Origin of the sequence: Streptomyces sp. BF23-19, from assembly GCF_041106355.1 — a bacterium.
GTDB lineage: Bacteria > Actinomycetota > Actinomycetes > Streptomycetales > Streptomycetaceae > Streptomyces > Streptomyces virginiae_A.
In genome coordinates this window covers 45,630-57,997 of record NZ_JBGBPT010000035.1, presented here as the reverse complement: position 1 = coordinate 57,997, position 12,368 = coordinate 45,630, and the positions used below count along the sequence as shown (strand labels likewise).

The following is a 12,368-nucleotide window of genomic DNA, read 5'->3' as shown; positions in this document are numbered from 1 at the left end:
ACATGTGCAGTCTATGCAGCGAGAGAGATCACGATCCGAAGGGTGCCTCCGATGACCACCTCGCCGACCCGGCCGCTTCCCTCCGTACAGCTCCGCGTGCCCACGGACGAGGACGCGCACGCCTGGCACGCGGCCTTCGCCGATCCCGACGTCATGGAGTTCCTGGGAGGTCCCGCGGAGCTGTCCGCGTACGAGGAGTTCACCGCGCGCCAGCGCATGCACGACGCCCAGCTCGGCTACTGCCTGTGGACCCTGGTGGACGCGCGGGGCGCGGTGATCGGCTTCACCGGCGCCCAGCCGTGGCCCCGGGAGAAGGAGTGGGGCCCGGTGGGCGAGATCGAGATCGGCTGGCGCCTGGGTCGCTCCGCGTGGGGCCAGGGCTACGCGTACGCCGCCGCGCTGGCCACGCTGGAGCGGGTCCGCGCGGCGGGCGTCCCGCACGTGGTGGCGATGATCGACGCCCGGAACGCGCGTTCGGTGGCGGTGGCGGAGCGTCTGGGCATGACCCTGGCCGAGGAGTTCACCACCCCGGGCGGCAATCCGGGCCGCCGTTACGTCCTGGCCCTCTAGAACGGAACGGATCGATCGATGTCCGTCGAGAGAAACCCTTCGGGGAGCGAACCGTCCGGCGGTCCGTCCACCACCGCCAGGCGGCTGATCACGGGGCTTTCCCTGTGGTGGACGGCCGTTCCCGTGGTGTTCGCGGCGCAGGTGTTCATCGGGATCTCCGGCGTCCGCGGCCCGCTGGGGGAGGGACTCGTCCTCGTGATGCTGTGGGCGTGCGTCGGCGGGGTCGTACTCGCCCCCGTCATCGGCTTCGCGACGGCACGGGCCACCGGGCACACCGAGGCACGCAAGCGGTTCGCCACCATGGGCGCCCTGTCCCTGGGCTTCTGCCTGCTCGTCGTCCTCTTCCTGCGGTTCGCCGCGGAATGCGCCCCGGGTGACCCGTCCTGCTCCTGACCCGCCGGTGTCCCCAGGGGGGTCCTCAGAACACCGAGAGCCCGGTGAGCGTGGTGAACCGGTCCAGGGCGGCCACGCCCGCCACCGAGTTGCCGCGGGAGTCCAGGCCCGGGCTCCACACCGCGAGGGTGCACCGTCCCGGGACGACGGCGACGATGCCGCCGCCCACCCCGCTCTTGCCGGGCAGTCCGACGCGGTAGGCGAACTCGCCCGCCGCGTCGTACGTCCCGCAGGTCAGCATCACCGCGTTGATCTGCTTGGCCTCGCTGCGCGTCAGCAGCCGGGTGCCGTCCGCACGGAGCCCGTGCCGGGCCAGGAAGCGTCCGGCGCGGGCCAGGTCGGCGCAGCTCATCTCGATGGAGCACTGCCAGAAGTAGTGCTCCAGCAGCGCGGGCACCGGGTTGTCGATGTTCCCGTAGGAGGCCATGAAGTGGGCGACGGCGGCGTTGCGGTCGCCGTGCTCCTGCTCGGAGGCCGCGACCTCGGCGTCGAAGCCGATGTCCGGGTTCCGGCTCTCCTGCCGCAGGAACTCCAGCAGCTCGCTGCTCGCGTCACCCGTCAGCGTCTGGAGCCGGTCGGTGACCACGAGGGCACCCGCGTTGATGAACGGATTACGCGGAATGCCGTTTTCGTACTCCAGCTGTACGAGCGAGTTGAACGGGTTGCCGGAGGGCTCCCGCCCGACCCGCTCCCACAGGCTGTCGCCGCCCTCGGCCAGTGCCAGGGCGAGCGCGAACACCTTGGTGATGGACTGGGCGGAGAAGGGCACCCGCCAGTCGCCCACCCCGAAGACGTTGCCGTCGAGGTCGGCGATGGCCATCCCGAACTGCCGCCGGTCCACGGAGGCCAGCGCCGGGATGTACTCGGCCGGAGTGCCGCTGCCGATCAGCGGGGCGATGTCGGCCGCGATCCGCTCCAGCAGCGGCCCGTAGTCCGTGCGTACGACGTCAGGCACCGCGGTCAGTCCTTGATGCCCCGGTGCAGCGCGACGATGCCGCCGCTGAGGTTGCGCCAGGCGACCTCGGACCAGCCGGCCTTCTGCAGCAGGGCGGCCAGCGCCGGCTGGTCGGGCCATTCGCGGATGGACTCGGCGAGGTACACGTACGGGTCGGGGTCGGACACCACCGTGCGGGCCACCGGCGGCAGCGCCCGCATCAGGTACTCCATGTAGACCGTGCGGAACGGCGCCCAGGTCGGCTGCGAGAACTCGCAGATGACGACCTGCCCGCCGGGCTTCGTCACCCGGTACAGCTCGCGCAGGGCGGCGTCGGTGTCCTGGACGTTGCGCAGCCCGAAGGAGATCGTGACGGTGTCGAAGACGTCGTCCTGGAACGGCAGCTTCGTCGCGTCACCGGCGGTCAGCGGCAGCCACGCGTGCCGCTTCTTGCCCTCCATGAGCATGCCCAGGGAGAAGTCGCAGGGGACGACGTACGCGCCGGTGGCCGCGAAGGGCAGCGAGGAGGTGGCGGTTCCGGCGGCCAGGTCGAGGACCACGTGCCCGGGACGCGCCCCGACCGCCTTGGCGACCTCCTTGCGCCACAGTCGGGCCTGGCCCAGCGAGATGACGTCGTTGGTGAGGTCGTATTTCGCCGCGATGCCGTCGAACATGGAGGCGACTTCGTGCGGCTGCTTGTCCAGGGAAGCCCTTGTCACTGGCGTTCGCCCCTCGGTGTGCGATGCGGATCGGCGGGTACGCACCCATCCTCTCAGGCCGCACCCTCCGCGAGCCGCGCGGGCTCCGACACCCCCGCCCTCCCTTCCCACCGGACGGGTGTCGGAAACTGTTCCGAAGGACAGTTACGCGACGCCCCGGCGGACACGTTGACTGACAGGGTGCGGCCCGGTGAGGGTCACCCACCGGATCGGTGACCGAATCGTGGCCGGTCCGGCAGGGGCCGCCACGAACAGGAAGCTTCACGATGCCGGCAGGCCATTCCAACGGTCGCTCCCGCCGCAGCAGCCCGCGCGCCCAGCGCCGGGCCGAGCGGCGCAAGCGGCTGCGGCGCACGATCCTCCTCGGCTCGGCGGCGGTGGTCGTGCTCTCGGCGACCGCGTACACCCTGCTGCCCCAGGACGACGACGCGAAAGCCGCCGCGGGCCGGGCGGCGGCCCAGCCGGACCCGACGGCCGGGGAATCCGCGGACGGTTCCGGGAACGCCGTCCCGCAGGGCGGCCAGGAGTCCCCCTCCCCGCAGCCGTCCACCTCACCGGTGGCAGCCTCTCCCCCGGCCTCGCCCACACCCTCGACCGGCGCCGCGACACCCACCCAGCCGGGCGCCTTCAAGGCCTCCACCACCGCCGGCAAGGCGCAGGGCAAGGGACCCGCGCGCCGTTGGCGGGTCGAGGTCGAAGACGGCAGCGGGGTGGACCCGGAGTCGGCCGCCCGCTCGGTCGAGGCGATCCTCGGGGACCCGCGCGGCTGGACCCAGGACCCGAAGTACGGCTTCCAGCTCGTCGCGGCGGGTCAGCCGGTCGATTTCACCATCAAGATCGCTACGCCCAAGACCACGGACCGCCTGTGCGACGTGGTCACGCCCGAGCTCATCGGCGAGACCAACTGCAGCACCGGGCACACCGTCGTGGTCAACCTCAAGCGCTGGCAGGAGGGTTCGCCGCAGTTCGACGGCACGCCCGAGGAGTACCGGGCGCTGATCGTCAACCACGAGGTCGGACACGAGCTCGGCCGCGGGCACGAGAGCTGCCCGGCCCCCGGCAAGCCCGCTCCCGCGATGATGCAGCAGATCAAGGGGCTCCTCGGCTGCAAATCCAACGCCTGGCCGTACGACGCGAAGGGAACCTACCTGTCCGGTCCGTCCGTCCTATAGGGGGAGAGCCGACCAACAGGACGGGTCGGCCGGGGGGCTAGGAGAAACACGTGCGCGTCGTCAGCTTCAGCGTCCCGGCGTGGTTCCCCTCGTACGAGGAGCCGGGCGCGGAGGCGCAGGCACCCTCCGAGGACGCGCCGGACGGCACCGCGGCGAACGGGGACGGCCCCGCCGAGCGACCCACCGACGCCCAGCTGACCGAGCAGGAGTCGGCCGTGTTCCTGTGCCTGGCCACCGGCGCCTCCAACCGGGAACTCGCCGTCGAGCTTCAACTCTCCGTCAGCACCGTCAAGTTCCACGTGGTGAACATACGGGCCAAGCTCGGCGGCATCAGCCGCCTGCAGGCCTGCCTGCTGGCCGCCCTCGCCCGGGAGGACACCCGGCGCGCCGCCGATGCCTCCGTCGCCGCCGGGCCCTGCGACCGGATCGGGCTCAGCGACGGCGGTGGAGCAGCCGTCCCCCGATGACCGTGGCCACGCACGTGGTCGCACCCCGCTCCAGCAACTCGGCCTCGTCCGCCACCGCGAAGGCCGCGAACCGCGCCGGGACCCCCGCCTCCAGGATGCCGTGGAAGGCCTCCGCCGCAGCACCCCGCCCGGCGAAGGGATCCAGGTCGGGCAGCCCCTCGTAGGCGGCCGGTGGCAGGATCGCGAGCCCCGACCGGGACACCGCCGTGCGCACCGCCGGGATCGTGAAGCGGCCGCAGACCGCCACCACCCCGCGGGCCAGCAGCCGCTGCGTACCGCGCCGGGCGCTGTGACCCCACCGCGGCTCGGTCATCTTCAGCGCGTCCAGCGCGCTCGCACCCCGGATCGGTTCGGCGCCGAGCTCGGTGACCTCGTACGGGTCGTCCGGGTAGTAGGTGCGCTCCAGCAGCTCGTCCGCCCCGCGCACCACCAGCCCCGGGGTGATCACCCCGGGCCAGCGGCGGGTCCGGGCGTGCGGGTGGGCCGCGGCGACCTCCTCGTACGGCCCGACGCGGGCTATCCGGTCGCCGTCGACGAGGACCGCGCCGCCCGGCAGCGGCGCGGACCCCGGCCCTATGACCAGGAGTTCGGCGGTGTGCAGCGTCAGCATCGGTGGGCAGGCGTCGTCAGTTCGTGGAGATGAGCTTCAGCTCGGGGTGCGCCGTGCCGCCCTCGATGGCGGTGGAGGAGATGTGCGAGACCACCCGCTCGTCGACCGGGTCGTTCGCCGGGTCGTCGTGCACCAGCAGGTGCTCGTACGTGGTCGCGCGCTGCGCCGGGGTGCGGCCCGCCTTGCGGATCAGGTCGATGATCTCCTGGCGGTTGGAGCGGTGCTTGGCACCGGCCGAGGAAACGACGTTCTCCTCCAACATGATCGATCCGAGGTCGTCGGCGCCGTAGTGCAGCGAGAGCTGGCCCGCCTCCTTGCCGACGGTCAGCCAGGAGCCCTGGATGTGGGCGATGTTGTCGAGGAACAGGCGCGCGATCGCGATCATGCGCAGGTACTCGAAGATCGTCGCCTGGGTGCGGCCCTTGAGGCGGTTGTTCTCGGGCTGGTAGGTGTACGGGATGAAGGCGCGGAAGCCGCCCGTACGGTCCTGGGTGTCCCGGATCATCGCGATGTGCTCGATGCGCTCGGCGTTGGTCTCGCCAGTGCCCATCAGCATGGTGGAGGTGGACTCCACGCCCAGCTTGTGGGCGATCTCCATGATCTCCAGCCAGCGCTCGCCGGACTCCTTGAGCGGGGCGATCGCCGTACGCGGCCGCTCCGGCAGGAGCTCGGCGCCCGCGCCCGCGAAGGAGTCGAGGCCGGCGGCGTGGATGCGCTGGATGGCCTCCTCCGCCGAGACGCCCGAGATACGGGCCATGTGCTCGACCTCGGACGCGCCGAGGGAGTGGATGACCAGCTGCGGGAAGTCCTTCTTGATGGCGGAGAAGTGGTGCTCGTAGTACTCGACGCCGTAGTCCGGGTGGTGTCCGCCCTGGAACATGATCTGCGTGCCGCCGAGCTCGACGGTCTCCGCGCAGCGGCGCAGGATGTCGTCGAGGTCGCGGGACCAGCCCTTCTTCGTGTCCTTGGGGGCCGCGTAGAAGGCGCAGAACTTGCACGCCGTGACGCACACGTTGGTGTAGTTGATGTTGCGCTCGATGATGTACGTCGCGATGTGCTCGGTACCGGCGTAGCGGCGACGGCGCACGGCGTCGGCCGCCTGGCCCAGCGCGTGCAGCGGCGCGTGGCGGTAGAGGTCGAGCGCCTCTTCCTTGGTGATCCGGCCCCCCGCGGCGGCGCGGTCGAGGACAGACTGGAGAACGGCCTGGTCGGTCACCGGTGAGTCACCTTTCGGCGGTGTGTCTGTGTCAAGGTCCGGACCGATCCAGCCTACGCCAGGGCCTGAAGCGCCAAGCCCTGGGGCTCGGCGCGCGGGCTTCAGGGGCTGCGCCTGAGATCGCCCTCGGGGTTTCCGGCCGGGGTGTCGCCCGACTTGTAGTGGAGTGTCCCGTCCGCGTTGAGCGTGAAGCGCTCGTCGGCGGAGCCGTTGGAACAGACCCCCGGGGCCGGGTTGGGGCCGCCCGCGGTGTCCAGGACCAGCGAGCGGTCGGTGGCCGAGGAGAGCTTCCAGTCGCCGCTGCAGTCGGTGCCCAGGATGTCCAGGACGGACTTGTCCCGGCCGACGACCTCACCGACCCGGCCGGCCTTGATGGTGATCTCGAACTCCGAGGAGAGGCCGAGCCGGGCGGTGGTGACCGTGCCCTTCCAGGTGCCGACGAGCTCCTTGGGGACGTCCTGCCGGGTCCCCTTGGGCGCGGCCTGGCTTCCGCTCGCGGTGGGGGTCCCCGTCGGATTCGGGGCCGAGGCCGCCGGGCCCGGCGCCGAGGCGGAGGTGGAGGGACGCGCCCCGGCGTCGGCCAGGTCCCGCTCCTTGCCGCCCTGACCCGGCAGGACGTCCATCCAGTACAGCCCGCCGGACAGCACCGCCAGCACGGCCGCGGCGGCCAGGACCACGGTGCAGCTGAACCGGCGCCCGGCCGCCCTGACGGTGACCTGCCGCCCCGGATCCTCCGCGCCGGTCCGCTGCCCGGGCAGCCCCCCGCCGGCGGTTCCCGGGCCGGGGGTCGCGTACGGACCGGATCCACCGGGCGGGTCCGCGGCCGCGGTCGGCGAGCCGACGCCCGGCCCCGGCGCCCCGTACGCGGGGTCCGGCGGCCCGAAGCCGACCGCCCCGGCCGGGCCTCCGTACGAGGCGGCCGTGAACGGCACCGGCCCTGACGGGCCGTCCGCGTACGGAGAGTGCGACGGGAGCGGGGCGGCGAAGCCCCGGCCCGCCGACGCCTCGGGCTCGCCGCCGGAGGTGTCCGCGTCCAGGTCGAGCAGCGCCACCGCGGCCCGGCTGGCCTCCTCCACCAGCGGTCCGGGCAGCCAGCCGGGGGCGCCCAGCGCCCCGCCCAGGGCCGCCGCGACCGCCTCGGGGGCCGGCCGCTCGGCGGCCGTCTTGGCCAGGCATGCCTCGATCAGCTCGCGCAGCTCCCCGGCCGGGAGCGCGCCGAGCTCCGGCGGCTCGTGGACCACCTTGTAGAGGAGGGTCGCGGAGTTGTCCCCGCTGAAGGGCGGCCGCCCGGTCGCCGCGAAGGCCATCACCGCGCCGAGCGAGAACACGTCGGCCGCCGCGGTGACCCCCTTGCCGAGGATCTGCTCGGGCGACATGTAGCCGGGCGAGCCGATGGAGACCCCGGTGGAGGTGAGGGAGGCGGTGCCGTCCGTGGCCCGCGCGATCCCGAAGTCGATCAACCGCGGCCCGTCCAGGGTGAGCATCACGTTCGACGGCTTCACGTCCCGGTGCACGAGGCCCAGGCCGTGCACGGCCACCAGGGCGCGGGCCAGCCCCGCGCCGATGGCCCGTACCGAGGTCTCGGGGAGCGGGCCGTGCGCGGCCAGCGCGCGGTCCAAGGAGGGCCCGGCCACGTACCCGGTGGCCACCCACGGCACCGGAGCCTCGGGATCCGCGTCCAGCACCGGCGCGGTCCACTCCCCGCCCACCCGGCGGGCCGCCTCCACCTCACGGCGGAACCGGGCCCGGAACTCCTCGTCGGAGGCGAAATGCGGGTGCACGATCTTGACGGCGACGGTCCGGCCGCCCGCGCTGCGCCCCAGGTAGACCCGGCCCATGCCACCCGCGCCGAGCCGGCCGAGCAGCCGGTAGGCGCCGATGGTGCGCGGCTCACCGGCTTCGAGCGGCTGCATCGCGTCCCCCAATTCCCCGTGATCCCGGGCGCCTTGTGCCGCCCGGCCGAGCAGCAGCCTAGTGTCGGGGTGGGGTGGGGGCGGAGCACGGTCACCCTTTTGTATTTCCACACCGAGCCGAGAAATGCAAAAAGGGCGGGAATTCCCGGTAAACCGCACATTCGACCGTCCGACCTTTGGACTACCCCCGGGTAAACCCGCTCAGCACTCCTGGACCACCGTGCTCAGCAGCTCCACGGCGACATCCGCGGGATACCCCGTCGTCGCTCCCGTACGGCGCGCGAATTCACGTACGCCGGCCAGCTGATCGGGACCGAAGCGGAAGTCGAGCGTCGTGAAGTACCGCTCCAGCAGCTCCGCGTCGAAGGCCTCCCAGCGGGCCGCCTGCTCGGCCACCTTGGTGACCTCCTCCAGGGACACGTCCCGGGAGGAGAGGAAGGCCTCGTGGACCTCCCGCACGACGGCGGGCTCGCGGGCGAGGTAGTCCTTGCGGGCGGCCCAGACGGCGAAGACGAACGGCAGCCCGGTCCACTCCTTCCACATGTGGCCCAGGTCGTGCACGGTCAGCCCGAGCCGGGGCGCGTCGTGCAGGGAGGCCCGCAGCGCGGCGTCCCCGATCAGTACGGCCGCGTCCGCCTCCTGCATCATCACGCTCAGGTCGGGCGGGCAGGTGTAGTAGTCGGGTCGTACCCCGTACTGCTCGGAAAGCAGCAGCTGAGCGAGGCGTACGGACGTACGAGAGGTGGAGCCGAGTGCGACGCGAGCTCCGTCGAGCTGCTCCAGGGGGACCTGCGAGACGATCACGCAGGACATCACCGGACCGTCGCAGCCGACGGCGATGTCGGGGAAGGCGACGAGCTGGTCGGCGTTGCGGAGGAACTCCACGAGGGTGATCGGGGCGATGTCCAGGTCGCCCTGGACGAGGCGCTCACTGAGTTTCTCGGGGGAGTCCTTGGTCAGCTCCAGGTCCAGCAGAGTGCCGGTTCTGGCCAGCCCCCAGTAGAGGGGCAGGCAGTTCAGGAACTGAATGTGGCCGACACGGGGCCGGCTGCGATAGGCGTCCACATCGCGAGACTAGCCCCCCTCTCAGCGTCAGCCTTGCGGCGGGTCTCAAACGTCCGGGTGACGTGATCTTTCCCTCTGGTCTCCGCCGCAGGGTGCGTGCTAGGCTCGACGCAAGTTGCAGTTTGGTTTCCCTTGCAGTACGAGGCCTGCGGAGAATGTGACCCGCAGGCTTTTGTAGTTTTCAGACTTCTTAGCAGGTTCTGGAGCAGGGCGACCCTTTGGCCCATAGGAGGGCTCATGGCTACCGGAACCGTGAAGTGGTTCAACGCTGAAAAGGGCTTCGGCTTCATCGCCCAGGACGGCGGCGGCCCGGATGTCTTCGTCCACTACTCCGCGATCAACGCCTCTGGCTTCCGCTCCCTCGAGGAGAACCAGACGGTGAACTTCGACGTCACGCAGGGTCCGAAGGGCCCGCAGGCGGAGAACGTCACCCCGGCCTAGTCGCCTGGGCCAACCTAAATCGCGGGTTGGAAAAGCAGTACCCAAGGAGCCCTGTCCCCTCTGCGCGAGCAGATCAGGCAGGGCTCCTGCCTTTCCCCCTCCCCCCGGCGGGGTGGAGAGGGGCCACTGGCGTACGGGCCTCAGGGGCGGGCCGGGTCCTTCGCGGGGACCGGGTCCTTCGCCGGAACCGGAACCGGGTCCGGGGTCGGGGTCGGCGTCGTCGGTGTGGTCGGGCTCGTGGCCGGAGCGGTGACCTTGAGCTCCAGGACGAAGGTCACCTTCTCCTTGGTCGTCAGGCGCACGAAGTAGGGGCCCGGGGCCACGTCCGTGGTGAACAGCTCCGGCAGGACGATCTTGCCGTCGGCCGCGGACTTGGCCAGCAGCCGACCGAAGACCGGCTTCCCGGCCTCGTCCTTGAAGAACGGGGCCTTCGCCGTCTCCGGGTCCACCGGGACCCACGCGCCGTCCTTGTCCTTCACGACCAGGTCGGCGATGGCCTCGGTACCCGCGACGGGCTTCCCGGCGGCCGTCGCGAAGACCTCCACGCCGGTGAAGCTCTTACCGGCGACCGCCTCCGGCACCTTCGCGCCGTCCGCACGGGCCAGCTTGTCGGCGACCGTCACGGTGACCTTGCCGTCGAAGTTCACGGTGAACCCGCCCTGCGGGTCGTAGGCCGAGGCCCGCAAGGTGAAGGTGCCGGCCTTGGAGCCCGCCTTGAGCCCGGGTGCGGCGGCGATGCCGTCGGCGCCCGCCTTGACCACCAGGGAGTCCGCGGTCCCGAAGCGGGTGCCGCCGGTGGTGTCCTTCTCGACCGCGAAGACCACCTCCTGGTTGACGGCGGGCTTGCCGTCGCCGAGGAGCACCTTGACCCGGGGAACCTCCGCGAAGGTGGCGCCGGCCTCGGCCGTGAGGCCGGGACCGTCGAGGACCGTCAGCGACGCCAGGCGCGGCGTGGTGGGCTTCGGCTGCTCCGGGGTCGGGGTCGGCGTGGGCTTCGGCGTCGGCGTGGGGGTCGGCTTGGGGGTCGGGGTCGGCGTCACCGGATTCGACGGGGTGACCGGCACCTGCGGGGTGGGCAGGGTGCCGGGCGGCTGCGTCGGATAGTCCCCGACGGGCGGGTTCGCCACCTCGCCGACGCCGGCCTGGTACTGGCGCATGAAGCCGAGCACGGTGTTCACGTACTCGCGAGAGTCGTTGTAGCTGAGGATCGCCTGGTCGAGCTTGGCCTCGTTCGACAGGTCGCGGTCACCCGCGCACAGGTAGAGGCCCGCGCCCAGCGCCGCGTCGTAGATGTTGTTCGGGTCCCGCTTGGCGTCGCCGTTGCCGTCGGCGCCCCACTTGGTCCAGGTGGACGGGATGAACTGCATCGGGCCGACGGCCCGGTCGTACACCGCGTCCGCGTCCCACTCGCCCTTGTCCGTGTCCCGGATCTCCGCGTAGCCGTTGCCGTCGAGGCGGGGACCGCGGATGGGCTTCTCGGTGTAACCGTCCGCCTTGAGCCCGTAGCCCGAGGCGTGGACGGACTCCACCCGGCCGATGCCCGCGAGCAGCTGCCAGGGCAGCTTGCAGTTGGGGAGCGCGGCAGCCACCGACAGCTCGGCACGGTGATAGGCGTCGAGGGCGGTCGCGGGTATCCCACTGGCCCCCTCCGGAGCCCCCACCCCGGTGGGCGGCGGGTCGGCGACGATGTCGGGCAGATCCAGCCGGGCGTCACCGCGGTCGGCGGCCTGCGGACTGTCCGGAGTGGGCTCGGACTCTCCCGCGTCTGCGGTCGACGGACTGGTCACGACCGCGGCGGTGGTCAGGCTGGCCGCGAGCGCGGCCGTGCACAGGACCTTGCGCGAGGTGTTGACGAGGTGGCGGTGAAGCGGCTTCACAGTGCGGCGATCCCCCCAAGGAGCCGTCAAATGTATACGGCTGGTCCAGCCGTGAATATCCACTGTCTATCAGGTATTCGCCCCCGACTCGCCGTCCCTTCGCGAGATGTGACGCACCATTCGTCTCGACTTCACCCAGGTCTCATGACCGAATGGACAGACGTCCGACACCCTCGCCCGAATCACCCCTTGGCGGCCCTTTTCTACCATCTCCCGCCGGTCGCGTCGGCGGCCGAAGGTACCCACGGAACCCGCCGCCGCCGAGTACGGTGCCCGGGAGTCACCGATGATGTGACCCGGATCACTCGGCAAGGCTCGGCCGGGCGCGATGAGTTCCGGGGAGCACGACGGTCTCCCCTCCGTACACCCCGGACCGAGGCAGAGGAACGACCCCATGCGCATCGTCATCACCGAGTTCATCAGCCTGGACGGCGTCGTACAGGCCCCGGGCGGCCAGGGCGAGGACGACGACGGCGGCTTCGCCCACGGCGGCTGGTCGCACCCGTTCTTCGACCCGGAGGTGGTCGGCGGCTCCTTCACCGAGGCGATGGAGAACGCCGAGGCCCTGCTGTTCGGGCGCCGCACCTGGCAGACCATGGCCGCGGCCTGGCCCGACCGGGCGGGCGACCCGTTCGCCGACCGGATGAACTCCATCCCCAAGTACGTCGTCTCCCAGACCCTGGGCGAGGGCGACCTGACGTGGAACAACACCACGCGCATCGCCGGCGACAAGGCCGTCGCCCGTCTCCGGGAGCTGCGCGAGACCGAAGGCGGCGACCTGGTGGTCACGGGCAGCCCCACCCTCGTACGCACCCTGCTGAGCGAGGGCCTCGTCGACGAACTCCGGCTGATGGTCATGCCGGTACTGCTCGGCGGCGGTAAGTCGATCTTCCCGACCGACGGCGGGCTGCACACGCTCGAACTGGTCTCCACGGCGATCAGCCCGGCCGGTGTGCACGTGTGCACCTACCGCCCGATCGCCAAGAGCTAG

At 71.6% G+C, this 12,368-nt stretch carries 13 protein-coding genes; 6 read left to right on the top strand and 7 right to left on the bottom strand.

The genetic code is table 11. The features are described 5' to 3' along the window. Positions 1-51: 51 nt before the first annotated feature. Together AB8A24_RS20870 and AB8A24_RS20865 are read left to right on the top strand one after the other, a co-directional pair. Positions 52-570, top strand: a complete 519-nt coding sequence (locus AB8A24_RS20870) for a GNAT family N-acetyltransferase (RefSeq protein ID WP_369477069.1) — start codon at positions 52-54, stop codon at positions 568-570. An 18-nt stretch (positions 571-588) separates the two neighbouring features. Beyond that, complete coding sequence (locus AB8A24_RS20865) at positions 589-963, top strand: hypothetical protein (RefSeq protein WP_369477068.1); 375 nt, start codon at positions 589-591, stop codon at positions 961-963. Between the two features lie 25 nt (positions 964-988). On the opposite strand, the gene AB8A24_RS20860 is transcribed toward AB8A24_RS20865, so the two are convergent. Together AB8A24_RS20860 and AB8A24_RS20855 are read right to left on the bottom strand one after the other, a co-directional pair. Next, a complete protein-coding gene (locus AB8A24_RS20860; protein ID WP_328962123.1) occupies positions 989-1,918 on the bottom strand; it encodes a glutaminase in 930 nt (309 codons plus the stop codon). Between the two features lie 5 nt (positions 1,919-1,923). Further along, positions 1,924-2,616, bottom strand: coding sequence for a demethylmenaquinone methyltransferase (locus AB8A24_RS20855; protein ID WP_328962124.1), 693 nt, complete (start codon positions 2,614-2,616; stop codon positions 1,924-1,926). Positions 2,617-2,882: 266 nt separating this feature from the next. Between AB8A24_RS20855 and AB8A24_RS20850 the strand changes: the two genes are divergently transcribed. Together AB8A24_RS20850 and AB8A24_RS20845 are read left to right on the top strand one after the other, a co-directional pair. Next, on the top strand, positions 2,883-3,788 hold the full coding sequence (locus tag AB8A24_RS20850) for a DUF3152 domain-containing protein (RefSeq protein WP_328962125.1): 906 nt from the start codon (positions 2,883-2,885) through the stop codon (positions 3,786-3,788). Positions 3,789-3,838: 50 nt separating this feature from the next. Then, a complete protein-coding gene (locus tag AB8A24_RS20845; RefSeq protein WP_328962126.1) occupies positions 3,839-4,255 on the top strand; it encodes a helix-turn-helix transcriptional regulator in 417 nt (138 codons plus the stop codon). Here the strand turns inward: AB8A24_RS20845 and AB8A24_RS20840 are convergent. From AB8A24_RS20840 to AB8A24_RS20825, 4 genes are all read right to left on the bottom strand, one after another. After that, on the bottom strand, positions 4,221-4,865 hold the full coding sequence (locus AB8A24_RS20840; RefSeq protein WP_369477065.1) for a hypothetical protein: 645 nt from the start codon (positions 4,863-4,865) through the stop codon (positions 4,221-4,223). The genes AB8A24_RS20845 and AB8A24_RS20840 overlap by 35 nt on opposite strands. Positions 4,866-4,881: 16 nt before the next feature. After that, positions 4,882-6,081, bottom strand: coding sequence for a cyclic dehypoxanthinyl futalosine synthase (gene mqnC / locus AB8A24_RS20835; RefSeq protein ID WP_328962128.1), 1,200 nt, complete (start codon positions 6,079-6,081; stop codon positions 4,882-4,884). Between the two features lie 101 nt (positions 6,082-6,182). Then, on the bottom strand, positions 6,183-7,994 hold the full coding sequence (locus AB8A24_RS20830; RefSeq protein WP_328962129.1) for a serine/threonine-protein kinase: 1,812 nt from the start codon (positions 7,992-7,994) through the stop codon (positions 6,183-6,185). A 201-nt stretch (positions 7,995-8,195) separates the two neighbouring features. Continuing rightward, on the bottom strand, positions 8,196-9,059 hold the full coding sequence (locus tag AB8A24_RS20825; protein WP_266381695.1) for a menaquinone biosynthetic enzyme MqnA/MqnD family protein: 864 nt from the start codon (positions 9,057-9,059) through the stop codon (positions 8,196-8,198). A gap of 237 nt (positions 9,060-9,296) precedes the next feature. Between AB8A24_RS20825 and AB8A24_RS20820 the strand changes: the two genes are divergently transcribed. Continuing rightward, positions 9,297-9,500 carry a cold-shock protein gene (locus tag AB8A24_RS20820; protein ID WP_030012116.1) on the top strand — a complete coding sequence of 68 codons (204 nt, stop codon included), beginning with the start codon at positions 9,297-9,299 and terminating at the stop codon, positions 9,498-9,500. A 140-nt stretch (positions 9,501-9,640) separates the two neighbouring features. Here AB8A24_RS20820 and AB8A24_RS20815 read toward each other — a convergent pair whose 3' ends face one another. Beyond that, positions 9,641-11,377, bottom strand: a complete 1,737-nt coding sequence (locus tag AB8A24_RS20815) for a lytic transglycosylase domain-containing protein (RefSeq protein ID WP_369477061.1) — start codon at positions 11,375-11,377, stop codon at positions 9,641-9,643. Between the two features lie 394 nt (positions 11,378-11,771). Between AB8A24_RS20815 and AB8A24_RS20810 the strand changes: the two genes are divergently transcribed. After that, positions 11,772-12,368: a dihydrofolate reductase family protein gene (locus AB8A24_RS20810; protein WP_369477059.1), complete on the top strand. Its 597-nt coding sequence runs from the start codon at positions 11,772-11,774 to the stop codon at positions 12,366-12,368.

Coding starts and splice junctions, on each gene's coding strand:
- AB8A24_RS20870 (WP_369477069.1), top strand. CDS start 52: ATGACCACCTCGCCGACCCGGCCGCTTCCCTCCGTACAGCTCCGCGTG.
- AB8A24_RS20865 (WP_369477068.1), top strand. CDS start 589: ATGTCCGTCGAGAGAAACCCTTCGGGGAGCGAACCGTCCGGCGGTCCG.
- AB8A24_RS20850 (WP_328962125.1), top strand. CDS start 2,883: ATGCCGGCAGGCCATTCCAACGGTCGCTCCCGCCGCAGCAGCCCGCGC.
- AB8A24_RS20840 (WP_369477065.1), bottom strand. CDS start 4,865: ATGCTGACGCTGCACACCGCCGAACTCCTGGTCATAGGGCCGGGGTCC.
- AB8A24_RS20830 (WP_328962129.1), bottom strand. CDS start 7,994: ATGCAGCCGCTCGAAGCCGGTGAGCCGCGCACCATCGGCGCCTACCGG.
- AB8A24_RS20820 (WP_030012116.1), top strand. CDS start 9,297: ATGGCTACCGGAACCGTGAAGTGGTTCAACGCTGAAAAGGGCTTCGGC.
- AB8A24_RS20810 (WP_369477059.1), top strand. CDS start 11,772: ATGCGCATCGTCATCACCGAGTTCATCAGCCTGGACGGCGTCGTACAG.